A 24,909-nucleotide genomic window follows, 5' to 3' on the forward strand; every position below is an offset into this window, starting at 1 on the left:
GGAGTTATACTAAGAAGAAATAATAAAGGGTTGAGGTTGAAAAATGGAACAGTCAGAGAAGGTTTTTTTAGATTACATACACGATAAGGACTTGAATCAATCAGAAAAGGATATTCTGTCCTATTTAATTCAAAAGAAATTCGATAACCAACAGCCAAGCATCCGCAAAGCGGCTGATGACCTTTTTGTTTCGACGACTTCGATTATTCGGGTTTGTAAAAAGCTCGGTTTTAGCGGATATAGTGAATTTATTTATAACTTAGGCTTAAAAGTAATGAAAACGGCCGACTCAGAAAAGCGGTCTGTACCTGGCATTCACGGACCCTTCGAGGAAGCACTTGAAGAATTTAGTCAAAACTTTAAGCGCACTTTTCACTCCATCGACGAAAAGGACATAGAAGATTTCTTATATGAAATCGAACATAATAAGATGGTTTATTTCTATGGTGCCGGATTTTCTACTCTATTCTCCAACTATCTTGCCAAAAAACTCGAGTTATTTGGCTATTATGTTTCGAATGCGTCGACTAGCGACAGCAGAGCGATTTTTTTCAATAATATTCAAAAGTATAATCTGTTGATTATCTTTTCGCGTTCAGGTGAAACCAGTAAAGTAATTGAAAAGGTTCAAATCGCAAAAGATAAAGGATTAAAAACTGTCCTTTTTACAGGCAATAGTAAGAGTACTACCGCACAGATGGCCGATATTGTTTTCTCCGTGCTTGATCCTACCATCGAGTCACAGCGGGAGTTTCAGGTTACCTCGTTTGAATCCAACATGTTTATGTTAATTGATATTATTCTTATATTGGCGGTTAAAAGAGGGATTATGAAGGAATATTAGCCCTTGTGTGTAACATGTTACGATATTTGTTAACATGCTACAGAATCGCCTTATCCCCTTCCTGGACCGTAAAATCCAAGCTATACTGTGAAATGTAAATGATAGCGTTTACCCATAAAAGAAAGGAAGGCTGCAAATGAAACAAGTGATAAATGGTCTCCAATTATTTGGAAAATCTTTGTTTGCACCAATATTAATATTACCGATTATCGGTCTCTTCATTGCTTTTGGAAATGTATTTGGAAATGGGAACTTAGCACAATACATTCCATTCCTTGAAAATCCGGCTGTTCAAAATGTCGGAAAGTTTATCTCCTCTTCAGCTGTTTCAATATTACAGAACCTTGCATTGGTTTTTGCGGTTGGAATTCCAATCGGATTAGCGAAGAAGGATAAAGGCTATGCAGCCTTAACAGGACTTGTTACTTTTGTTATTTTTATCAATGCTATGCACCAGGTTTTAAAGCTTTCTGAGCGCTTAGTAGCACCAGAAGCTATGCAGCTTTCAGGACAGGCAACCGTATTAAATGTCCAAGTGTTAGAAATGGGAGTTTTTGCAGGAATCTTAATCGGTGCGCTCGTCGGCGTACTGCACAATAAATATTGTGATACCGAGTTTAAAGGCGTTATGCAAATCTATTCTGGTCATCGCTTTGTAGCGATTCTCGCGATTCCAAGTGCAATGATTTTAGGGGCATTGGCAGCAGAGTTTTGGCCGTTTGTGCAAAATGGTATTACCGCTTTAGCAACAGGAATTAGAAGCTTAGGCGATGTTGGTTTCTTAATTTATGGTTTCTTAGAGCGAATCCTGATTCCAACTGGACTTCATCACCTCGTATATACACCGTTCTTATATACAGAACTTGGCGGTACAGCGAATGTTGCGGGTGAAGTGGTTTACGGAGCAAGAAACATTTACTTTGCCGAAATGGCTGATCCAAGTGTGGCTGTTTTAAGCAGCACGGTAAACTGGGATGCCCGCGGCTTAGCGAAAATGTTTGGTTTAATGGGTGCCGCTTTAGCAATGTACGTAACAGCGGATAAAAAGAATAAGACAATGGCAAAAGCGATTCTTTTACCAGCGGCGTTTACTTCTTTCTTACTGGGTGTCACGGAGCCACTTGAGTTTGCATTTCTATTCACTGCACCAATTCTGTTCTTTACACATGCTGTGTTAGCAGGAACAGGGATGATGTTATTGAACATCTTTGGTGTCCATGCGATTGGTGCCAATGGTGTGATTGACTTTTTACTGTATAACCTTCCATTAGGAACAACGAAGTCAAACTGGCCAATGTTTATTTTAGTAGGATTGATTATGTTTGCTGTTTACTTTGTGGTTTTCAGAACGTTAATTTTAAAAATGAACCTTAAAACTCCTGGACGTGAAGACGGAGTAGAGGCAGCTGCAGAAACAGCACCAGCTGATGCGAAAGTAAGCGCAGTTGCAGGAAAAAATGCTTCTCCACTTGGAGAAACGATTGTCACAGCACTTGGCGGAAGTGAAAATATTGAAAATGTTGATAACTGTTATACCCGTTTACGTCTTGTTTTGAAAGATCCAAATGCAGTAAATGAGCAGCTGCTAAAGGAAACAGGGTCTAAGGGTGTTATCAAGTCAGGAAACAATGTTCAAGTAGTTTATGGATTGAATGTGAAGTCTGTTCGAGACCAAGTCGATCAAAAATTAGGAGGACTTAACTATGAAAACATATAAATTAGCGATTGCAGGCGGCGGAAGCACGTATACACCTGGTATTGTAAGAAGCTTAATGGATAGATTAGAAGATTTACCGTTATCGGAAATCAGATTTTACGATATTGATGGAGAACGTCAATCAAAGGTAGTGGTAGCAGCGAAAGCAGTTATTGCTGAATATACAGATTCGATTAAAGTAATGGATACTACCGATCCTGAAAAAGCGTTTGACGATGTAGACTTTGTGTTTGCACAAATGCGTGTTGGTAAATATGCGATGAGAGAGCTTGATGAAAAAATTCCGTTATCTCATGGTGTAGTAGGACAAGAAACATGCGGGCCTGGCGGTCTTGCGTACGGATTAAGAACGATTTTTCCAATGGTTGAATTGATTGATTTCGTTGAAAAATATGCAAAAGAATCTTGCTGGATTGTAAACTATTCAAACCCTGCTTCCATTGTAGCTGAAGGTGTCCGTAAGCTTCGTCCAAATGCAAAAGTGATTAATATTTGTGATATGCCGGTCGCAACGATGCGTAACATGGCGGGAATCCTTGGCGTTAATCGTGAAGACCTCGTAGTTGACTACTTTGGCTTAAATCACTTCGGCTGGTTCACAAAGGTTGAGGTGGATGGTGTTGACCGTCTTCCGGAATTACGTGAACACATCAGTAAGTGGGGTCTATTAACAGAAGATATTTCGAAAATTGACTATCGTCATGCAGATGCTTCTTGGATTAAAACGTTTAAAAATATTAAGCCAATTATGGATTTCTTCCCGGATTATATTCCAAATCCGTACTTGCAATATTATTTACTGCCAGACTACATTGTTGAGAATTCTAATAAAGAATATACTCGTGCAAATGAAGTTATGGATGGCCGTGAGCAGTCTTTATTTGAAACGGTTCGAAAGTTTGAAGAAACAGGTATTTTAGATGACGCGTTCCACGTTGGTGTTCATGGAATCTTTATCGTCGATGTAACTGTTTCTATCGCTCAAAATCTAGCAAAACGCTATTTAGTAATGGTAGAGAACAATGGTACCATTCCTAATCTGCCAGCGGACGCGATGATTGAAGTTCCTGCGTTAATTACAAGCAAAGGTCCTGTACCTGAATATGTTGGAGAAATTCCATATTTCCATAAAGCGATGATTGATACTCAGTTGGCTTCTGAGAAAATCTTAGTCGAGGCGATTACAGAAGGTTCTTATGAGAAAGCATTACAGGCATTCACGCTTAATAAGACCATTCCATCTGCGATTGTCGCAAAGCAAATTTTAGATGATTTAATTGAGGCTAATAAAGAATACTGGCCAACGCTTACTAAAAAGTATCAGGAAGGCGTATTGGTATAACCGATTTGGAAGAGGTGCACGCAGTTTAACTGCGTGCTTTTTTGTGCTTTTTTTGCTGGGAGGTTGTAGATTGTGCCCGTAAACAGAGGGCATCAAGAATAACGTAACAATAGGCATATGAAAATAAATCTACATGTCGGAAATTTCCTTTTTTGGGCAACTATATAGGTAGGAGTGATTTTTGTGGAAGAGTTGAACTATTTAAATCCAACCGAGCTGCTTGAGAAGATCTATAATACACTTTGTTCCGAGTATGAGGATGAAGCTCATTACGACAATGACCAGGACAAACAGGAAATAGAAGTAACAAAAAAGCGGTTAACCAAAAAGGTCTTTAACGAATTCGTTGTCGATGATGAGTATTTCTTAACCATGGATCCAAAAACATTTAAAGAACGCTATCATTTATTTGAAAAAGACCTCTTCAAATTGATCACTGGATGCAGCAAACATGGAGTTCCTTATGAAAAATTCCTTCAAATAATAGATGACCTGCTGGCCTGCGCCAACTATCGATTAAACGCCTTCCAACAACTAGAAGAAGAAATCATAAGAATAAAAGCAGAAAAAGCGCAAGAAGAAGCAGAACCAGAAGAAGAAACCGCAGGCGGCGAAACAGAGGAAACAGAAGAAATAGAAGGAGAAGAATAGTATAAAGCATAGAAGAAAAAAATATACAGTGATGTATAAATGGTGCCTGTCACCACTCGTGGACACTGTCCACGGGTGGTGACAGGCACCAAATTGGGCACCAAACTGCTTTTAAATTTGTCATATTGCTGGTTAATCTGGAAAGGCTAAGGAGAAAAGGAGGTTTGATTGGAATGAAGATGAAACGGTTATTGATGATGTTGCTTTTAGGCTTTTCTCTTTTCAGTATAACGGGTTGTGGAAGGGATGAGCCGCCTGAAGAAGGGGAAAAGCTTGAGGATGTAGAGGAAGAGGATGAAATTGGTGATGGCGAGGTTGATGATGAATAGGGTTAAACCCTATCGTCAGCACACCACATAATAGAAGGAGTGCCCTAATTCGGCACTCCTTTGCTTTATCCTATGGCAGGATGTTTCCAGCGGCACGGTAGATTTCGTACCATTCTTCGCGTGTTAGATCGATTTCGCTTGCTTTACAACATTCCTTCAACCTGTCCACGTTCATTGTACCAATAACCGGCTGCATTTTGGCTGGATGGCGCAGCAGCCACGCAATCGCGATGGTGGTATTGCTCACTTCATACTTTGCAGCAATTTCATCGATTTTCTGATTTAATTCCGGAAACTTTTCATTGCCAAGGAACACACCCTCAAAGAAACCGTATTGGAAAGGTGACCACGGCTGGATGGTAATGTCGTTCAGTCTGCAAAAATCTAGCACACTGCCATCACGGCTGATCGCTGATTCATTCACCATGTTTACATTGATTCCATTTGAAATCATGTTGGCGTTCGTGATGCTCAATTGCAGCTGGTTTGCAACAATCGGCTGTTTCACATATTTCTGCAGCAGCTGAATTTGCATTGGGTTTTGGTTGGAAACTCCAAAGTGGCGTACTTTTCCAGAACGCTCAAGGATATCAAAAGCCTCTGCCACTTCCTCAGGCTCCATTAATGCATCCGGACGGTGCAGGAGCAATGTATCCAGGTATTCTGTATTCAGGCGTTTCAAAATGCCATCGACGGAATGTAAAATATGTTCCTTTGAAAAATCAAACATTCCCTTGCGAATACCGCATTTAGATTGCAGGATGATTTTCTCACGAATATCCGCATTCATTTGGATTGCTTCTGCGAAGATCTCCTCAGATTTTCCATCTCCGTATATATCAGCATGGTCGAAGAAATTTGCTCCTTGTTCTAGAGCTGTTTGAATAAAGGTTTCAGCTTCCTTCGTTTCTAATGATTTCATGCGCATACAGCCGACGGCTACTACAGGCACTTCTAATGAACTAGTTCCTAGTTTAATTGTTCTCATCATCGTAACCTCCATTAAGGGAAATTTTTACTGCGATTCACCACTTCCTATTTTGACACATCTGCTGGTCAGTATCAAAAATTACAAATGATTGCTATTTTTCACGTACTAGAGTCTAGCATTATTTAAGTGCTATAATGGATTATTCCTATTATTTCATTATTGAAAGGGTTTACTTGACTTCGTTTGGAAGGGAGGAAATCATGCTTTTTTCATTACGAAACCGATTTCTGTTTATTTTTACATGTTTGCTGACGATTCCATTTGTCATTCTATCAATCATTATTCCTAGCTTTTTTACAACTGAAATCCGCGAGCAGACACAAGAATTGACCATTGAAATGATGGATCAGTTTTCACTATATGTTGATTCCATCACTACCCAGGCAGAAGATTTGGGCAAACAAGTCCTAGTTGATCAAACCACACAAGAATGGCTGAGGTTAAATAGACAGGGTGCAGAGAAGGATGAAATTGATTCATCGTTGAATCAGCTCAGACAGGATCTATCCTCCATTATGATTAATAATTCTAATGCCATGTCCATTTCCGTGCTGCTTGATGATGGAACAGGGTCTTGGGGAAATCATTCAACCCTTCATGAAACGGAATGGTATCAAGATTATACCCAAAATAACCAGGACTATGTAAAATCACATTTTGATCCATTTCAACAAAGTCACGAAATGCAACAAAAGAAGATCAATAGCTATATTCTCCCCCTTATTGATACCAATACGATGATATCCTCAGGGGTCATAAAGGTGAATTTCCCTTCGGTTTTACTTGAAACCGCACTAAATAAAATAAATAACGGACAAAATGAGCATACCTATTTGTTAAATGAAAACGGGGAAAACGTTTTGTCAGGAAAGATTAAGACACCCAGTTCAATTCTGCAGCAAAGTTTGAAGCAAATTACTGCTAGCAATGACCAGGAAGGACTCATTGAGGCTGCTTATCAGAATGAAAGATATTTAGTTTTCTTTCAAAAGCTGTCAGTTGGTGATTGGATCTTAGTTAGTGAAGTGACGGAGTCCGAATTATTCGCAAGGGTCAATCATTTGCAGCAGAGCCTTTTGCTAACAAGCGCCATCCTTTTTATCATAACGATTATCGCTTCGTATTTTATGTCTAACACGATTACAAGCCCTTTAGGAAAACTCGCAAAAGCGATGAGATTCATCGAACGGGGAGATTTTTCAGGGGCCAAGCGGTTGCTGCCAGACAGCAAATCTCAAAATAATGAAGTTGATTACCTTATTGATGTTACCAATCATACGATTGACAGATTACAGACCTTAATTGAAACAGAATATGAAGCTAATTTACGTCGGAAGGATGCGGAATATAAAGCCTTATTACTACAGATTAATCCTCACTTTTTAAATAATACGCTTGAAATTATAGGCAGTTTAGCACTTCAAGAGAAAAATAAAGAGGTCATGAATGTTAGCGTATATTTAGGGAAGATGTTGAGATATTCCTTAAATACAAAAAGCAATATTGTTTCTTTACGTGAAGAATTAAACTATATCAAAAGTTACACGAACATCTTAAAGTTGAGATATGAGGATATGATTGACATTCATATGGATGTAGACCCTGATACAGAAATGCTTCCTGTCATTAAGTTTATTTTGCAGCCACTCGTGGAGAATGCGGTGAAATATAGTTTCAGCGAAAAGACGTTTGCAGATATTTTTATTAAAACTGAAAAGGTTGGAAGCCAGATCAACATATCCGTAGAAGACAAAGGCATAGGGATGTCAGAAGAGATGATTTCAACCTTACAGGAAACGGATGAAACGATGGTGGCGTTGGAAAGTAAAGGGAACAGCATTGGTCTAAGAAACGTACTTGGACGATTGAAGCTTACGTATGGAAATGACTTTTCCTATCGCATTGAATCTAAAAAAAATGAAGGCACTAAGATTACACTACTGATTGATATAAAAAGGGGGGATAGACAGGATGAAGGTGTTAATCGTTGACGATGAAATTCAAATCCGAAAAGGTTTACGCTTAAAAGTGGACTGGGAAGAAGAGGGATTTCAACTTGTAGAAGAGGCTTCAAATGGGAAAGAGGCTCTTGAAATCCTCAAAACCAAAGCAATTGATGTAGTAATTACGGATATGAGAATGCCTATTATGGATGGGGTAGAGTTGGCAAAACGCTGTCACCAAGAGTTCTCTCATGTAAAAGTCATCGTTTTATCAGGTTATTCCGATTTTGATTATGTGCGGAATTCACTGCAGCAAGGCGTTAAAGACTACCTACTGAAACCTGTGGCCCCTGATGAATTAGTAGAAGCATTGAGAAAGATACGGAAAGAAGTAACGGATGAGAAAAGAAAACAAGCTGAAATCGCGCAAATGAGCCGCCTTGTTCATTCTCATTTACAAGAATTGCAGGAACAATTTATTCTTCATTTAGCAAAAGAAGAAGTATTGCAGCTTCCGATTGTGACGGAAAGGCTGCAGCAGCTTCAGTTAGAAGAACTGGCAAATGAAAATGAAAAAGTACAGTTTATAACTGTGGAAATTAGAGAAAGTCATGGTTCCAATCGCCTCGAGGAACTAAGGCTGCCATTCCAGCTGTTGTGTAAGGAAATCGCCCAACAGCAGAAAACAGCTTATGTGTTTACAGACCCAAGTTATCCTAATATGGTTCAATTTTTAACGTTAATCGAGTCCAATTCTCCTTCAACTGACCAGTTTGTTCAGCACATTCAGGTTAACATTAACAAGTTATTAAAATTAGAAACTGTCATTGGTATTGGTGCGATTGTGAATGGTTTGTCAGAATATCGGAGCGGCTATATATCCAGTTTACTTGCATGGAGCCAAAGTCAACTTGGTTCGAAGTCACAGGTTATGGATCAATCGGCCGCAAGCGAAGAGTTGTTTGATTTCTCTCCGGATTTCGAGAAACGGATAACGAATTCAATCGAGAATCTCGATTTTACTGCCTTTAAAGATAATTTACAGATGGTTTTGGAAGGTCGTTCCGTTATGTCGTTTTCATTTGCGGCCAACCAGGTGTTATTTATGTTAGGTTCATTAGCCAAAAAGTATGATGTCGAGACGAAGGACATTCAAAATACGATTTGGAATTGCCAACAAAACATTTGGAAGCTTTATTCTCAACATAAAGTGAAAGACGACTTGATTCAATTAGCCTCTTTAATCATTGAAAAAGTTCGTCTTGCCCGCTTTTCCAATAAGAAATTAATTGATAGCATCCGCCATTATTTGGACCAGCATTATGCAAGTGAAATATCGCTTACCACCTTGTCCAGCTTATTTCACATTAACAGTGCCCATTTATCGGAAACCTTCAAACATCATGTCGGACAGAACTTCAGTGATTATCTCGTTACTTTGAGAATGGACAAGGCCAAACAATTACTTAAAGATAAACAGTTGAAAATCATTGATGTCAGCAACTTAGTTGGTTTTTCAAATTCAGGCTATTTTAGTACGGTCTTTAAAAAACACTTTGGACAAACTCCTGTTGAATTTCGTAACTCCATAGAGGGGTAGGTCAATTGGAAGGGAGGGGCAGATACGGTGAAGAAATGGATAGCGGTGATCCTTCTTATTAGTTTTGCAGGTTTTGCTTTGTACTATTTTTTCCCACTTTCAACTGAAAGTCCTGATAAAGAGAAACCAGCCCAGCAAATTGAGCTGACCTTTTTACGGAACCTAGGCAACCAAGCGTTTAATCAAGCCTATGAAGAGGTAATCGCAGCTTTTGAAGCACAGCACCCCGATATTAAAATTAATATGCAATCGATGCACTGGGGAAATGAGTACGAATTAAGGCTGCGTACGGAACTGGCTGCAGGTAACCATCCCGATATTATGGCCATTGATAGTCCAAACCTCGCTCTTTATGCAAATTCTGGTTCGCTTTTATCGATAGATTCTTATATGAAAAAAGAAGGGAATATTGACGATATACCGGAAGGAGTCCTAAACGGTTTAACTTATAAGAATGAAATTTACCTTGCCCCCATTGTGGAATCAAGTATTGCCTTATTTTACAATATGAATCTTTTCAGGGAGGCGGGAATTCCTTTTCCATCAGGAGATCCGAACCATCCGATGACATGGGATGAAGTACTGGAGATCGCAAAAAAATTAAACAATCCAGCAACAGGTGTCATAGGGATTGACCCTGCTCAAGGCTTCAATGTTGGAGAAGGACCTGCTTATTTTAAAATGCCGTTTCTATGGCAGTTCGGTGCAGAGGTCATTAGTCCAGATGGAACAACCGCAGAGGGGTTTATCAATTCGAAAGAAGCATTAGAAGCCTTGCAATTTTATCAAGACTTATATCGTAAGCATGGGGTAGCGGCAGTTGAAATGCCTCCGACTCCTTTTGAAACAGATAAGCTTGGGATGACGGTATTAGGTTCTTGGGCTTTATCCGAATTGGCACAAACTCCAGGTTTTATTTTAGGAGAAGATTTCGGGATTGCTCCGCTTCCGAAGGGTGATTACCAGGTTGTGCCGAATGGCGGCTGGGCACTTGGGATTTCATCGAAAACCAAGTATCCGGAGGAAGCTTGGGAATTTGTAAAATTCGTCACAGGGTATGAGGGTTCGAAAATCTTCGTCGACATCTCAGGTGATTTACCTGCGAGATACTCAGTAGCAAAAAACTTTCCTGAACTCAATGAATATCCAAAAAATATCTTTATCCAACAAGACCAAAATTACTCGAAAAGCCGGCCGGTAACCCCAGCCTATCCCGTTATCAGCCAGGCCGTTAAGGAATTGTTCGAGGACGTTGGTAAGAATGGAAAAGATGTGGAGGTTGCAGCGAATGAAGCGGCGGAAAAGATTAATAATGGTTTAAGAGATATCAAAAAGTAATCCTCTAGTTTAGGAACTAGGGGATTTTATATTATGAAGGACAAAACTCATCAAGAGAGCGAGAGATTAGTCTTTCATCATAGGGATGAAGGACAAAACTCATCAAGAGAGCGAGAGATTAGTCTTTCATCATAGGGATGAAGGACAAAACTCATCAAGAAAGTGAGAGATTAGTCTTTCATCATGGGGATGAAGGACAAAACTCAGCAAGAGAGTGGAAGATTAGTCTTTCATGATATGACTGAAGGACAAAACACATCAAGAAAGCAAGAGATTAGTCTTTCATCATGTGGATGAAGGACAAAACTCATCAAGAGAGTGAGAGATTAGTCTTTCATCATGTGGATGAAGGACAAAACTCATCAAGAGAGTGAGAGATTAGTCTTTCATCATGTGGATGAAGGACAAAACTCATCAAGAGAGCAAGAGATTAGTCTTTCATCACACGAATGAAGGACAAAACTCATCAAGAGAACGAGAGATTAGTCTTTCATCACACGAATGAAGGACAAATCTCATCAAGAGAACGAGAGATTAGTCTTTCATCACACGAATGAAGGACAAATCTCATCAAGAGAGCGAGAGATTAGTCTTTCATCACACGAATGAAGGACAAAACTCATCAAGAGAACGAGAGATTAGTCTTTCATCAAACGAATGAAGGACAAATCTCATCAAGAGAGCGATAGATTAGTCTTTCATCACACGAATGAAGGACAAATCTCATCAAGAGAACGAGAGATTAGTCTTTCATCACACGAATGAAGGACAAATCTCATCATGAGAGTAAGAGATTAGTCTTTCATCATAGGCATGAAGGACAAAACTCATCAAGAAAGCGAGAGATTAGTCTTTCATCACAGGTGTAAAGGACAAATCTCATCAAGAAAGCGAGAGATTAGTCTTTAATACGTCATTTATCCGCTTTCCACTCATAATAAGTCCATTGATGAACACCTTTAATCATGAAATACTTGCCCAATGTCCTACTTATGGTTTTTTTTGAAATAAGTACTCCGCACCATTCATGAATTACATTTGTGGTAATTTTCCTCTCTGGAAAAAGTAAGCTAAATTCCCAAACCATACGCAAAACAGCAGATGTAACCATTTCTTCGCACCCGCAGCTATGACATACCACTCTCTTTCCTTGAACAGAAACAGAGAATGATAGACATTTTTTGCAGGTAATCCCTTTTCTAAGCTGATGATACTCATAGGAGGGTAATTGCGTATAGGGCGGTACTGTTTGGTGCAATGAAATAAGTTTGTCGGCAAGGGTTTTATGGGAGTCGGTTAATCGTGAAGGCTTCTGGTCTAATTTCTTCATAAAGCTGTCCAGTTTGGTTGGAAGTATAAAAGGCAGGTCAGGTGGAGTTTGATATAACGTAAACTGGGGGTTAATGAAAATGACGTAGGCTTCAATGGTAAGCTTACTTCCTAGCGTTTGAAAAAGATTGCTCAGCATTAACTTACTTCGTTTTAGTTGGTCAAGCGGGTTCTGGATATCTCGTCCGCTAATGGTTTTAAAATATTCAGCATCATAAATGTATTCTCCTTCAAAATTTTTCACCTCAAAAAGGGAGTAGGTCTCTTGAAATATAAGGGAAGAATCAAGTTGAAAACTAGACTTGTTACTCTCAAGCTGCAAATCATTCAAAATATGACACTCACGTTGTAGTTTCTCCGTCAACCCATCAAACTGTACTTCCCCTTCATATCCTTTTTCTTGGTTAAGATAATACCTCTGATCATCTTCCGCTAACTTCATTCGTTTGTTCAAAATTCGTAAAACCTTTAATACAAATGATTCACTCCTGGATTTGTATGGCATATCCCACATCCTTTCTACCATCCCATCATATCGAAAAAATAAAGTGAAAGCGATATCAAACTCCCAAAAATTTTAAACTGTGATAACCAAAAATATTAAACTCTTATTTCCAACCATTTTGTTATATTTAACCCAAGTTGAAAGTGCTTTCAACTGATTATCTGGATAGGAGGTAAGAAAGTGGAAGAACTAGTAAAAGCAGAACAAGCCATGCCGGTTCAAACAAGTAAACCCACCAAATTAAGCAGGAACCTTCAATATATCAAAAAGAATTACATTCTTTATTTGCTTATTGCTCCTGCGGTGATTCTTACAATTATTTTTAAGTACATCCCCATATACGGGGCAACGATAGCCTTTAAGGATTTTAGTCCGATCCGGGGGATTACCGGAAGTGAGTGGGTAGGTTTTAAACATTTTACAAGTTTCCTATCGTCACCAAATTTCATGGAAATCTTGATGAACACCATTAAATTGAGTTCATTTGAATTATTAATCGGTTTTCCGATTCCGATTATTTTGGCTTTGATGTTAAATCAGCTGAGAAAATCGAGTGTGAAAAAGAATGTTCAATTAGCCCTTTATGCACCGCATTTCATATCTGTGGTTGTCGTTTCGGGAATGGTCTTTCTTTTTCTATCACCTGTAGGGCCTATTAATGCAATGTTATCAACCTTTTTAGATAAGCCGATATCATTCATGTCGGATCCGGATTATTTTAGAACCATTTACATTTGGTCAGGAGTTTGGCAGGGAGCAGGATGGGCCTCTATTGTTTATGTAGCTGCTCTTGCGAACGTTGACCCGCAGCTTCATGAAGCAGCAACACTGGATGGGGCGTCACTCCTGCAACGAATCTGGCATATTGACCTTCCAACGCTTAAGCCTGTGATGGCGGTATTGTTCATCTTGGCTGCTGGCGGAATCATGGGGATTGGCTTTGAAAAAGCGTACCTGCTGCAAACACCAATGAATTCACCGTCATCAGAAATTATCGCCACCTATGTTTATAAACGGGGTCTTCTGGCGGGGGATTACTCGTTTGCTACGGCCGTTGGAGTATTTAATGCCGTTGTGAATGTGATTTTACTTGGAGTTGTCAACCAAGTGGTTAAAAAACTAAACGAAGGCGAAGGTCTCGTCTAGGGAAGGAGGAAAAGTATGAATAACCAAATCAAACATCCAAAGGGCGACCGAATTCTGCTTCTAACCAATAATATTTTACTAACGATTATTGTCCTTGTCATAGTTGGACCTCTAATGTATGTATTCCTGTCGTCGTTCTTAGAACCGAATGCCATCATACGAAAAGGGCTTTCGCTACATGCTTCTGATTGGTCATTAGAAGGCTATAAGCGACTCTTTACGGATGACACCATTGTGAGAGGATTTTTCAACTCACTTCTATATTCAACTGCCTTTACGATTGTGACTGTTGTGGTTTGTCTCTTTGCAGGATATACGTTATCTGTCGAAGGCTTGGTTGGTAAAAAAGTATTTATGATTTTCTTCTTATTTACGATGTTTTTTGGAGGCGGCTTGATTCCAACTTATTTTGTTATTCGTGATTTAGGAATGCTGAATACGATTTGGGCGATTATCCTGCCAGGTGCAGTGAATGTCTGGTTTATTATTCTCGCTAGAACTTACTTTAAAGCGGTACCAAATGAGTTGAAGGAAGCGGCACGAATCGATGGTGCCTCCGATTTGAAAATTTTCTTTCAAATTATTTTACCTTTATCGAAACCGATTATCTTTGTTCTAGCTTTATATGCCTTCATTGGACAATGGAACGCCTACTTCGACGCCATGATTTACCTTGACAGTCGAGAATTACATCCCTTGCAATTAGTATTACGTTCGATTCTCATTCAAAATGAGGTTCAGCCTGGAATGGTAGCGGATGTAGAGGCTCGGAATGAACTAATGAGAATTTCAGAAATGATCCGTTATTCCTCGATTGTGATTGCAAGTTTACCGTTATTGATTATGTATCCATTCTTCCAAAAGTATTTTGAAAAGGGAGTAATGGTTGGTTCATTAAAATAAAAAAAAGTGAGGGTTTATGATGAAAAAAAGAATGTTTACAACGGCTTCTGCTCTACTGCTTTCAGGTTCGTTACTTCTAACCGGCTGTACAAGCAAAAGCGGCGGCAGCGAAAGTTTCTCTGCTAAGGATTATGGACTAAAAGATGTATCCTTCCCATTGAAAGAGGAAAAAACATTAAAAATTATGACATCCAGTTCACCCTTGGCACCTAAGGATCCAAATGAAAAGTTAATTTTTCAACGCTTAGAAGATCAAACCGGTGTAAAAATTGATTGGAGAAATTATACCACTGATATCTTTAATGAAAAAAGAAATTTAGCGATTGCGAGTGGAGAACTTCCAGATGCCATCTTAAATGCAGGTTTTAGTGATTATGAATTACTAAAGCACGCGAAGGATGGAGTCATTGTACCTGTTGAAGATTTAATTCAGTATATGCCGAATTTACAAGCAGTCCTGGAAAAAGCACCACAGTACAAAGCAATGATGACGGCCCCTGATGGACATATTTATGCTTTTCCTTGGATTGAGGAGTTAGGTGAAGGAAAAGAAAGTATTCACTCTGTGGATGCGTTCCCTTGGATTAATATGGAATGGTTAAATAAACTAGGATTAGAAGTTCCAAAAACAACTGAAGAGTTAAAACAAGTATTACTTGCATTTAAAACCCAAGATCCAAATGGTAATGGCGAAGCGGACGAGATTCCAATGTCCTTCATCATAAATGATGGCGGACAAGATCCACACTCCTTATTTGGGGCATTCGGTCTAGGAGACAACTGGGATTTCACGGTTGTTACTAATGATGGAGAAGTAAAACTTACAGCGGCAGATGATAGCTATAAAAAGGCGATTAGCTGGTTCAACGATTTATACAATGAAGGATTAATCGATATCGAAGCATTTGAGCATGATTGGAACACGTATCTTGCAAAAGGCAGAGACAAAAAATATGGTTTGTACTTCACGTGGGATAAAGGAAATATCACTGGCATGGGCGATGATTACGATCTGTTAGCTCCGTTAAAAGGTCCAGAAGGACATCAAAATGTTGCGAGAACAAATGGAATGGGCTTTGATCGTTCACGTTTAGTGGTTACATCAGCAAATAAAAACCTAGAATTAACTGCAAAGTGGATTGACCAGCTCTACGATCCGTCTCAATCTGTACAGAATAACTGGGGTACGTATGGGGATGAAAAGCAACAAAACATCTTCGAAATGGACGAGGCAACAAAAATGTTAAAGCACCTTCCATTAGAAGGTACTGCACCAGTTGAATTAAGAGAAAAAACATCTATCGGCGGACCGTTAGCGATCTTAGATAGCTACTATGGTACTGTGACAACAAAACCAGATGATGCTGCTTGGAGACTGAACTTAATGAAAGAAGTGATGGTTCCTTACATGGAAGCAGACAATATTTATCCACGTGTCTTCTTCTCAATTGAGGACCTAGATCGACTTTCTGTGATTGAAACGGATATGTTTGCTTATATTAAGCGAAAGCGTGCGGAGTGGATTGCAAATGGCGGTGTTGAAAAAGAATGGAAGGATTATCTAGCAGAATTAGACCGACTAGGACTGCAAGAATGGCTGGATATTAAACAAAAAGGTTACGATCGAAGCCAGGAATAAATCAGAGTAACTAGTATAAGGCTATACATTGCTTTGGCATACGTACAGCCTTATATACTAATTTAGTAGATATTAAGGAGCGAAAAAATGATGCAAACCTATAAAGAGCAGTATCGTCCACAATTTCACTTTTCACCCGAAGAAAAGTGGATGAATGATCCGAATGGAATGGTCTTTTTTAATGATGAATATCATTTGTTCTACCAATACCATCCATTTGGTACTACCTGGGGACCCATGCACTGGGGACATGCAGTAAGTAAAGATATGATTCATTGGGAGCATCTGCCGATTGCCTTATATCCGGATGACCTGGGAGCCATTTTTTCAGGAAGTGCGGTTGTCGATTGGAACAATACCACCGGATTTTTTGAAAAAGACAAACCAGGATTAGTTGCGATTTATACAAGTGCTGGCACCTATCCGGATTCCGAACGACCGCTTCAGCAACAGAGTTTGGCCTATAGCAAGGATAATGGCAGAACGTGGGTAAAATATGAAGGAAATCCTGTCCTTTCAGATGTTAACATTACCGATTACCGTGATCCGAAAGTGTTTTGGCATGAAGAAACCCAAAAATGGGTGATGGTGCTGGCAACAGGTCAAACGATTACGATTTACACTTCCCTTAACTTAAAAGAATGGGAGTTTGCCAGTGAATTTGGCCATACTGCCGGTTCACATGATGGTGTTTGGGAATGTCCGGATTTATTCAAACTACCTGTAGATGGTGGACAAGAAAAGTGGGTAATGATTGTCAGTATCGGAGATAACGGACAATCAGCAAAAGGTTCCAGAACACAATACTTTATCGGACAGTTCGATGGAACAACCTTTGTAAATGACCATGATGATTCGACAATTCTATGGTTAGATTACGGCCGGGATAATTATGCGGGTGTGAGTTGGTCTGATATCCAGGATGGAAGACGTATTTATCTTGGCTGGATGAGCAACTGGCGCTATGCGAATCAAGTCCCCACTGAAGCTTGGCGAAGTGCGATGACGTTACCAAGAGAATTATCATTAACTTCTACAGAAAATGGAGTCCGTTTGTTCCAAAAACCGGTTGCTGAAGTTCATACGATTAGAAAAGAAACAGAATCATATCCAGACATTGCGATTGAATCTGGAAGTAATGTATCGGTTCCCGTAAACAATTCATTACTAGAATTAACGATTGAATTTGAAAAAGTAACTTCAAGTCAATTTGGAATTATCATACAGCACTCTGATGAAGAGAAAACCGTAATTGGCTATAATGGCATCGAAGAGAAGTTATTTGTTGATCGGACTCTTTCTGGGGATAATAGCTTTTCGACATCTTTTCCAGCTGTGCAGGAAGCAGCATTAACGTTAGCGAATCAAAGATTGAAACTTCAGTTGTTTTTAGATACTTCCTCCATTGAGGTGTTTGCCAACGACGGTGAGGTTGCGGTTACTAGCTTACTGTTCCCTCATAAGGCAGGCAAAGAGCTCATTTTATTTTCGAATGAAGGAACAACTAACGCTGCTAATATAAAATTAACGGAACTTGATTCCATTTGGAGCAGGTAGGTTTAAACGTATGAGAGCTCTAATCGGCAGTAATAGATTAGAGTTTTATTTGTTAAAGGGAAGGTGTGTAGAATGAGTTCATCCATAATATGTATTGGTGAATTACTAATCGATTTTTTCTGTACCGATGTGGACATTAATTTAATTGAAGGTCAAAATTTTCAAAAGCAAGCAGGGGGTGCTCCTGCAAATGTTTGTGCCACAATTGCAAAATTAGGCGGGACCGCACTATTCTCTGGAAAAGTTGGAAATGATCCGTTTGGACATTTTTTAAAAAAGACACTGGATGACGTGAAGGTAGATACATCAATGGTCGTATTTGATGATTTCCACCCAACCACATTGGCTTTTGTATCCTTACAGGCCAACGGTGAAAGAGATTTTGTGTTTAACCGAGGAGCTGATGCCTTTCTAGTGGAGGAAGAACTTAATTTTGAAAAGCTAAATGAGGCTGCTATTCATCATTTTGGCTCAGCAACGGCTTTATTAAATGACCCTTTTCAATCGACCTATTTTCAGGTAATGAATCATTCAAAGAAACAAGGAAAGTTTATTTCATTTGATCCTAATTACCGAAAAGATCTTTGGAAAGATAGTGTTCCAACCTTTATTGAATTAGCCAAAAAAGGGGTCGCTTTAGCTGATTTTGTAAAGGTGAGTGATGAGGAATTAAAACTTATAACGGGGAGCAGTGATTTGGCTGAAGGCACAGTATTCCTTCATGAATTAGGTGCAGCAGTAGTCGCTGTAACATTAGGCAGTGAAGGGACCTATCTATCTAATGGGCACAGTAAAGAAATTGTCCCTAGCATAAACGTAACTTCCATTGATTCTACAGGTGCTGGTGATGCATTCGTTGGTGCAACATTATACCAATTCGCAAACGAAAATCCAACAATAGAAGATTTTGAGGCACTTAAAAAAATTATTTCGTTTAGTAATAAAGTGGGTGCATTTGTCTGTACCAAGGTTGGTGCCATTTCTGCCATACCAACGATTGAAGATATCTTGCGACCTTAATGTGATTAAATAGTGCAACTTATATCTAAGCATAACAAAAAGACGATTCTTCCCCCTCGAATCGTCTTTTTCCTTATTTTTCCGGCTATGTTAGCTTTCCTTTGATATAGAAAGTTCTATTCGTTGGTCGCCTCTTTTGGATGCTGTCATTAGGCTCATGATGACCAGCATTGTGGTAGACCCTATTGTTACACCTGCAATAAAAGTTAACATTGTTTTTCCCCCATCTTTACATAATCGTAGAAGGATTCATATTCGGTAACTGGCTAGCCTTGTATATCACTTTAGCCCCTCTAGTTTTGCGTCATCACCTTTCGGTCATTTTGCCATTTCGTACGATATATGTTTTTTATTTTTGGTGAATTCATCTTAATACTACCATGTATCGGCAATTTCTTACAAAAAGTTTAATCTTTTACCAAAAATTTTATTTAGGTGCAATCACGATAGCTTGTGAACCCATCTGTTCCCAAGCTGCAATAAACTTTTCTCGATTAACCTGTTTGTTTTTTGTTCCATAGGGATCGTTAAGATAGATATGGTTTTGGTCGTAGCCGGTAATGACGACGCTGTGCATGTTAAACGAAACCCTAACCGACCCTTGTGGGGTGGACCATGTTTGGAAACTTTGTATGGGTGCAAAGTTGGTTGTCGTAATCACCCAAACAGGCAGACCCTGGCTAACCTTTTCCAGAATGGAGGAAAAAGGATAGTTTGATAGATTTTGAACCATTAAATCGTTAGGGATATGAGTATTCGCCAAATAGAAAATCGGTCCATGGTAGACTCCTAACCCAGGCCCATCTTCCATATTGCCGGCAAAACCCATATTGGGATTTCCATTTTTACCATCTCCATATTGAAGAGGAACCCGTGGGATTTCTTCGGCTAGTCGATTTTTTGTCACATTAATTCCCCAATATTGCAGCAGCATTGCCAGACTGGTAACCTCGCAGCCATTAAATAACTGGGGTTCATCCATTTGATTAAGTAACGGTACATCCAATTGGATTTCCTCAGCCAACACCACTTTTGTGAAGGGAGTTGCCTTTGCTTCCTCTTCGTTACTTCCAGAGCCCACGTCTGCCAATATAGAAAAACATAAAACTATTAAACTGAAACCGTATATAACAACCCTTTTCACAGCTGTATCACCTCTAGTAGCAGGAAATTTTTAACGGCCTCGTAAAATCACAACCGTTACACGGCGGTTCGACTGCCGGTTTTCATCCGAATCGTTTGGAAATAGAGGCTGATATTCTCCGAAACCTGAAAATTGCATGCGATTGGCTTGAACGTTTTGTGACTCAAAGTAGTGGAGAACACTGGCCGCTCGAGCTGCAGACAGTTCCCAATTCGTTTTATAGATTGTATTATGTGCTGGAACATTATCCGTATGCCCCTCAATACTAATCGGATTGGGAACCGTATTAATCAAGCCAACGAGCCCGTTTAAAGTTTGATAGGAGCGTTCCTTTAAATCTGCCCTTCCCGAATCAAATAACACCACATCTTTTAAGGATACTTCAATTCCCTTTTCTGTTTCTTCGAGGGAGACCATATCCTCTAGGCTATTGTTTTGGATGTAGCTTTCAAGCTGTTGCCGCAATACATCCAGTTCTTTGTCATTTGTTTCTGCTAATACTTCTTCCTCTGGCAATCCTATCTCTGGTTGAGGAGAGGAAGGGTTCGGTGATAGACCTGCTTGTTGACTCTCAATTTTTGTCCCGGTTAATTCAGATTGAAAGGATTCCATGATCGATTGATATTTTTCCTTGTCAACGGTACTGGCTGCGTATAAGACAATAAATAGCGCCAGTAATAACGTTAATAAATCGGCATATGGTATTAGCCAGGATTCATCTACATGGTCTTCGTGGTCAGAGTTAAAGGCTCTTTTCCGTTTTCTCATGCTGATTTCTCCTCAATATAGTCATCTTGTTCAAGTTCTTTTTCAACTTTATTGCGTTCAGACGGAGGGATATGAACCGTTAGCTTTTTCTCCAAGGCACTTGGTAAAACCCCCTGATAGATAGAGAGCAGCCCTTCAATGATAATCAGCTTTAATTCTTGTTCTTGTTTGGATAGTCGCTTTAATTTGTTTGCTAATGGATGCCATAGTACATAACCGGAAAAAATCCCAAGTAAGGTAGCAATGAACGCAGCTGAAATCGAGTGACCGATTTTTTCGATTTCGGATAATGAGCCAAGTGCAGCAATCAGACCGACTACGGCCCCAAGTACACCAAGAGTCGGAGCATACGTGCCTGCCTGTGTAAAAATAAGCGCACCTGTTTTATGACGCTGTTCGATTGCTTCGACTTCATCAAATAAAACTTCCTCAATGAACTCCGCGTCATAGCCATCAATAATCATTTCGAGCCCCTTTTTAAAAAAAGGATCGTCTGTTGTTTCAGCAATTTCCTCTAAAGCTAGAAAACCCTCTTTTTTAGCCATTTCCGCACATTCTATTAACCTAGCAACCTGTTCTGCTTTTGAAGGAAGCTTTGGTTCAAACAGAGCAATTTTTAATAGTTTCGGAAATTTTTTAATTTCTCGAAACGGAAATGCGATAAGCACTGCAGCAGCTGTCCCGCCAAAAATAATCAGGTATGCCGCGGGATTGTTCAACGATGCCAGTGGTGCGCCCTTTAAAATCATTCCTAATCCAATTGCGAGGAGTGCCAATAAAATTCCAAAAATACTAGACATAAAATTCTCCTTTAGTTTATCTTTAATTTAGTTTAAATAAATTACATTCAACGTGAACCGGAAAAATTCGACAGTTTTCTTTTTCGGAAAAATAATGGTAACCATCATGAAAGGAGTATCCGCTTGAAGATCCAACAAAGCCAAACTATCAGTCAGGATCGCTTTATTCCAGTGCGGGAGAAAGGGAAAGAATCCCCTTCTTTTCAACAGGTTTTTCAAGAAACACAATCTCATTTAACACAAGATCGTTTGCAGACCCTTCTCAAAGTTTTGGATCAAAACGGCAGCCGGTTAAGTACTTCCCAATCCGTAAAAGATCTATTAGCCTATAAACAAAGCATTCAAGACTTTTTAAAAGAAGTCGTTCAAAATGGTTACTCCATAGAGGAGTATCGGTCATTTCACTCCAATGGTAGAGATAAAAGACTAAAAATAATTAAACAAATTGACCAACAATTAATCAAACTTTCAGAGCAGGTGATGGAAAAACAAACTGGTTCCGTTGACCTTTTGAAGACGATCGGTGAAATTAAAGGATTATTAGTAAATTTATACATGTAGAGAGGAGCACAATTATGCTTCGAGGAATTGATACCGCTGCATCCGGGATGATTGCATTGCAGAGAAGACAAAATGCACTAACCAATAATTTGGCGAATGTCGAAACCCCAGGTTTTAAACAGGATTCAAGTCCGCTGCGTTCTTTTCCAGACATGTTACTGCAGCGTATCCGTCAATCAGAAACTACGGGGGAATCGCCAAAAATCGGCACCTTGTCCATGGGGGTGTATAACCAAGAAACCTTACCGCTATTTTCACAGGGAAGTCTAGTGGACAGTAACATGCCTTTTGATGTCGCGATTAACGACCAAGCACTAGCACCCATCTTAGAAAACGGAGAATACATCAAACCAGCTGCCTTTTTTACCGTACAAACAGCTGATGGAAGTTTCCAATTTACGCGAAACGGAAGGTTCTCTGTCAATGAAAATGGGCAGCTGACGACCGCAGCAGGAGATTTGGTTTTAGGAAAAAATGGTCTGCCCCTATCTGATCAGGAGTTGATCTCCGGAAATGTGTCAATCCAAAACAATGGTGATATCATTGTTAATCCTGATGACCCAGCACGTGCACGAACCGTTGGCTCACTTGGAATTATTGTGGTTAATAACCCAAACCAATTAGTTAAAAAAGATAATGGTCTTTATGAGCTGGAGGGGGCAGCACCTGCTGTGCTTACACAGACTCTCCCTGCTGGTTTACAGCTGCATCATAAAATGATCGAGCAATCAAACGTTGACACCTCCAAAACCATTACCGAAATGATGACGAATATTCGGTTGTATGAGGCGAATCAAAAAGTACTTCAAGCCTACGATAAAACACTAGAACAATTAAACACGATTGGAAGGATATAAAAGCTATGAATACATCTTTATTTATTGCTTCGTCTGGTGTTCGCGCCTACCAAGGGAAGTTAGATACGATCGCCAATAATATTTCCAATGTTGAATCCGTAGGTTTTAAGCGCAGAGAAGCCGCTTTTTCTGAGAATTTAACAGTCTCCATTCAAAACCAAATCGAACAGCAAAGGGAGATTGGCCGATTATCTCCTCCCGGTATTCGTACTACTTTTGGATCTCGAATTGCTGGAACGTCATTAGATCTGACCCAAGGTGCACCTAAGCAAACGGATCAGCCATTTGATTTCATGGTCGAAGGGAAAGGTTATTTTCAAGTACAACGAACAACAGGAACTACAACGGAAATTTTGTACACAAGAGGCGGAGCCTTTAAGCAAACTCCAGTAGGTGGCGGCCGCTTTCAGCTGGTAAACGCCCACGGAGATGTGCTTCTTGACCAAAATCAAAATCCAATTGAATGGGATCTGGGCAATGAATTCGTAGTGGCTAGTGACGGAACGATTGGCGGGACAAACCAGCGTATCGGTTTGGTTGATTTTAGCAATTCACAGCTGTTAAAGGATGATGGCGGAGTTTACAGGTTAACGGGTGGTACGGTTACAGCTGTCAATACGAATGTTCAAATCAAACAAGGGTTTTTAGAATCGTCCAATGTGGACTTAAATCAGGAAATGACCGATATGATTAAAGCTCAAAGAGGTTATCAAGCCAATGCCCGAGCGCTTAGCTATGCGGACCAAATGATGGGAATCGTGAATGGGATTATGAGGTAATAAGGAAATTTAGCGGCGGCGGTTTATGCTGCCGTTTCTTTTTTAGGGCTGTGTTAAAGGCTATTGTGGATTTTAAGAATCCAAATAAACGGAAAATTTTCGCTTAATTAGCATTACTAATTAAAAATAGCTTTAATAGACGGAGAGATTCCGCCTATTGAGAAGAATTACGTGAAAAAGGGAGATTTTGCTATCAATAACCGGAAAACCTCCCCTTATTTAGCTCGAAATAGGCTCCATTCTGCATTTAACCGGAAAGTCTCCGCTTATCTTACTTAGCTATACTGGAGCTCAAATCAACAGGATTATTTCACACAGCCTTTAAAAAAATTAAGAAATACTCTAAACAGTAAACCATAAACTGCCGATACAAAAAGTAAGGGATAGAGTTAAAAGGAGCGGACTTTATGAAAATCAATCCAATTAATCGACTTGATGCGGCATATCAGGCATACCAAAAAAACAATCAGCCAAAAAAAGAAGAAGTAACCAATAAACTTCAATCAGACAAAGTAGAATTATCAAACGAAGCCAAGCTTCAGATACAAAAAGAAAAAGATGCAAAAATTGAGCAATTGAAAAGCCAAATTGCCAATGGCACCTATAAAGTAGACAGTGAAAAGTTAGCGGATAAATTACTCTCAGCTTGGAAGTCAGGTGCAAAAATCGATGAATAGCCTCACAGAAGTTTTGCAGATGTTAACAGACCTGCATATCACATTGTTAGAAACTGCAAAGAAAAAGCAGGAAATCTTAATTTCTGCAGAAATCAATCCGCTGCTGGGTATTATGGCGGATGAATCGAAGCTGATCAAAAAAATCAAAGAAGTAGATGAGATGAGAATGGATGTAATGGAGCATGACAAATCGTATCTTCCTCTCTCGAAACTGATAGAACAACAACCTGACGGAGTGACAAAAGCAGAGTGGACTTCGAAATTGACATTACTTCAGCGTTTATTTGAAGAAATTGATAAAGTAAACAAACATAATCAGCAATTGATTCAACAGTCATTAACCTATACACAGTTCATGATCGAGCAAATGCTGCCGCAATCAAAGGATTCGGGTCTATATAGTTCCGAAGCGGAAGCGCAGGATTCAAGAGAATATGCTCGTTTGTTTGATTTAAAAGCATAGGGGAGA

At 39.5% G+C, this 24,909-nt stretch carries 24 protein-coding genes and 1 riboswitch; of the genes, 18 read left to right on the forward strand and 6 right to left on the reverse strand.

Going from position 1 to position 24,909, the window contains the following annotated elements:
• Positions 1–43: 43 nt before the first annotated feature.
• From ACN6MT_RS07870 to ACN6MT_RS07890, 5 genes are all read left to right on the forward strand, one after another.
• Positions 44–844 carry a MurR/RpiR family transcriptional regulator gene (locus ACN6MT_RS07870; protein WP_419955418.1) on the forward strand — a complete coding sequence of 267 codons (801 nt, stop codon included), beginning with the start codon at positions 44–46 and terminating at the stop codon, positions 842–844.
• 136 nt (positions 845–980) lie between these two features.
• On the forward strand, positions 981–2,561 hold the full coding sequence (locus ACN6MT_RS07875) for a PTS transporter subunit EIIC (protein ID WP_063254191.1): 1,581 nt from the start codon (positions 981–983) through the stop codon (positions 2,559–2,561).
• Entirely contained in the window at positions 2,548–3,903 is a 1,356-nt protein-coding gene (locus ACN6MT_RS07880; protein WP_419955419.1) for a 6-phospho-alpha-glucosidase, read from the forward strand. Before ACN6MT_RS07875 ends, ACN6MT_RS07880 begins: the two co-directional genes overlap by 14 nt.
• Before the next feature lie 183 nt (positions 3,904–4,086).
• Positions 4,087–4,554, forward strand: coding sequence for a hypothetical protein (locus tag ACN6MT_RS07885; protein WP_063254193.1), 468 nt, complete (start codon positions 4,087–4,089; stop codon positions 4,552–4,554).
• Positions 4,555–4,727: 173 nt separating this feature from the next.
• Positions 4,728–4,883 carry a hypothetical protein gene (locus ACN6MT_RS07890; protein WP_419955420.1) on the forward strand — a complete coding sequence of 52 codons (156 nt, stop codon included), beginning with the start codon at positions 4,728–4,730 and terminating at the stop codon, positions 4,881–4,883.
• Positions 4,884–4,953: 70 nt separating this feature from the next.
• Here the strand turns inward: ACN6MT_RS07890 and ACN6MT_RS07895 are convergent, their stop codons facing one another.
• A complete protein-coding gene (locus ACN6MT_RS07895; protein WP_063254194.1) occupies positions 4,954–5,871 on the reverse strand; it encodes an aldo/keto reductase in 918 nt (305 codons plus the stop codon).
• 203 nt (positions 5,872–6,074) lie between these two features.
• Here ACN6MT_RS07895 and ACN6MT_RS07900 point away from each other — a divergent pair, with 203 nt between their 5' ends.
• Genes ACN6MT_RS07900 through ACN6MT_RS07910 form a run of 3 tightly spaced genes read left to right on the forward strand, consistent with a single transcriptional unit; the run spans position 6,075 to position 10,755 of the window.
• Positions 6,075–7,865, forward strand: a complete 1,791-nt coding sequence (locus tag ACN6MT_RS07900; RefSeq protein WP_419955421.1) for a sensor histidine kinase — start codon at positions 6,075–6,077, stop codon at positions 7,863–7,865.
• Positions 7,846–9,417: a response regulator gene (locus ACN6MT_RS07905; RefSeq protein ID WP_419955422.1), complete on the forward strand. Its 1,572-nt coding sequence runs from the start codon at positions 7,846–7,848 to the stop codon at positions 9,415–9,417. Before ACN6MT_RS07900 ends, ACN6MT_RS07905 begins: the two co-directional genes overlap by 20 nt.
• A gap of 27 nt (positions 9,418–9,444) precedes the next feature.
• Positions 9,445–10,755, forward strand: a complete 1,311-nt coding sequence (locus ACN6MT_RS07910; protein WP_419955423.1) for an ABC transporter substrate-binding protein — start codon at positions 9,445–9,447, stop codon at positions 10,753–10,755.
• Positions 10,756–11,668: 913 nt separating this feature from the next.
• Here the strand turns inward: ACN6MT_RS07910 and ACN6MT_RS07915 are convergent.
• Entirely contained in the window at positions 11,669–12,589 is a 921-nt protein-coding gene (locus tag ACN6MT_RS07915; RefSeq protein WP_419955424.1) for a nuclease-related domain-containing protein, read from the reverse strand.
• A gap of 180 nt (positions 12,590–12,769) precedes the next feature.
• On the opposite strand from ACN6MT_RS07915, the gene ACN6MT_RS07920 reads away from it, so the two are divergent.
• The 5 genes from ACN6MT_RS07920 (at position 12,770) to ACN6MT_RS07940 (ending at position 18,854) form a co-directional block, all read left to right on the forward strand.
• On the forward strand, positions 12,770–13,735 hold the full coding sequence (locus ACN6MT_RS07920; protein ID WP_419955425.1) for an ABC transporter permease: 966 nt from the start codon (positions 12,770–12,772) through the stop codon (positions 13,733–13,735).
• Positions 13,736–13,750: 15 nt separating this feature from the next.
• Positions 13,751–14,638 carry a carbohydrate ABC transporter permease gene (locus tag ACN6MT_RS07925; protein WP_419955426.1) on the forward strand — a complete coding sequence of 296 codons (888 nt, stop codon included), beginning with the start codon at positions 13,751–13,753 and terminating at the stop codon, positions 14,636–14,638.
• 19 nt (positions 14,639–14,657) lie between these two features.
• Positions 14,658–16,277, forward strand: a complete 1,620-nt coding sequence (locus tag ACN6MT_RS07930; protein ID WP_419956407.1) for an ABC transporter substrate-binding protein — start codon at positions 14,658–14,660, stop codon at positions 16,275–16,277.
• Positions 16,278–16,364: 87 nt separating this feature from the next.
• Positions 16,365–17,834, forward strand: a complete 1,470-nt coding sequence (locus ACN6MT_RS07935) for a glycoside hydrolase family 32 protein (protein WP_419955427.1) — start codon at positions 16,365–16,367, stop codon at positions 17,832–17,834.
• 72 nt (positions 17,835–17,906) lie between these two features.
• Positions 17,907–18,854 carry a carbohydrate kinase family protein gene (locus ACN6MT_RS07940; RefSeq protein ID WP_419955428.1) on the forward strand — a complete coding sequence of 316 codons (948 nt, stop codon included), beginning with the start codon at positions 17,907–17,909 and terminating at the stop codon, positions 18,852–18,854.
• Between the two features lie 90 nt (positions 18,855–18,944).
• On the opposite strand, the gene ACN6MT_RS07945 is transcribed toward ACN6MT_RS07940, so the two are convergent.
• From ACN6MT_RS07945 to motA, 4 genes are all read right to left on the reverse strand, one after another.
• Positions 18,945–19,067, reverse strand: coding sequence for a DUF3789 domain-containing protein (locus ACN6MT_RS07945; protein ID WP_235847173.1), 123 nt, complete (start codon positions 19,065–19,067; stop codon positions 18,945–18,947).
• Positions 19,068–19,108: 41 nt separating this feature from the next.
• Positions 19,109–19,192: riboswitch (cyclic di-GMP riboswitch) on the reverse strand.
• An 89-nt stretch (positions 19,193–19,281) separates the two neighbouring features.
• Positions 19,282–19,998: a C39 family peptidase gene (locus ACN6MT_RS07950; RefSeq protein WP_419955429.1), complete on the reverse strand. Its 717-nt coding sequence runs from the start codon at positions 19,996–19,998 to the stop codon at positions 19,282–19,284.
• 30 nt (positions 19,999–20,028) lie between these two features.
• A complete protein-coding gene (locus ACN6MT_RS07955; RefSeq protein WP_419955430.1) occupies positions 20,029–20,766 on the reverse strand; it encodes a flagellar motor protein MotB in 738 nt (245 codons plus the stop codon).
• A complete protein-coding gene (motA, locus tag ACN6MT_RS07960; protein ID WP_419955431.1) occupies positions 20,763–21,566 on the reverse strand; it encodes a flagellar motor stator protein MotA in 804 nt (267 codons plus the stop codon). Before motA ends, ACN6MT_RS07955 begins: the two co-directional genes overlap by 4 nt.
• Positions 21,567–21,689: 123 nt before the next feature.
• Here motA and ACN6MT_RS07965 point away from each other — a divergent pair, with 123 nt between their 5' ends.
• The 5 genes from ACN6MT_RS07965 (at position 21,690) to ACN6MT_RS07985 (ending at position 24,903) form a co-directional block, all read left to right on the forward strand.
• Positions 21,690–22,127 carry a YaaR family protein gene (locus ACN6MT_RS07965; protein ID WP_419955432.1) on the forward strand — a complete coding sequence of 146 codons (438 nt, stop codon included), beginning with the start codon at positions 21,690–21,692 and terminating at the stop codon, positions 22,125–22,127.
• 14 nt (positions 22,128–22,141) lie between these two features.
• Positions 22,142–22,984 carry a flagellar hook-basal body protein gene (locus ACN6MT_RS07970; protein WP_419955433.1) on the forward strand — a complete coding sequence of 281 codons (843 nt, stop codon included), beginning with the start codon at positions 22,142–22,144 and terminating at the stop codon, positions 22,982–22,984.
• 5 nt (positions 22,985–22,989) lie between these two features.
• Positions 22,990–23,763 (forward strand): flagellar hook-basal body protein, encoded by a 774-nt coding sequence (locus tag ACN6MT_RS07975; protein WP_419955434.1) that lies wholly within the window; start codon positions 22,990–22,992, stop codon positions 23,761–23,763.
• A 407-nt stretch (positions 23,764–24,170) separates the two neighbouring features.
• The gene (gene flgM, locus ACN6MT_RS07980) at positions 24,171–24,440 is read left to right on the forward strand and encodes a flagellar biosynthesis anti-sigma factor FlgM (protein ID WP_419955435.1); all 270 of its coding nucleotides are present in this window, start codon (positions 24,171–24,173) and stop codon (positions 24,438–24,440) included.
• Entirely contained in the window at positions 24,433–24,903 is a 471-nt protein-coding gene (locus ACN6MT_RS07985; protein ID WP_419955436.1) for a flagellar protein FlgN, read from the forward strand. The genes flgM and ACN6MT_RS07985 overlap by 8 nt, the downstream gene beginning before the upstream one ends.
• Positions 24,904–24,909 lie beyond the last annotated feature (6 nt).

Origin of the sequence: Neobacillus niacini (genome assembly GCF_048572935.1) — a bacterium.
Lineage (GTDB): Bacteria > Bacillota > Bacilli > Bacillales > Cytobacillaceae > Neobacillus > Neobacillus niacini.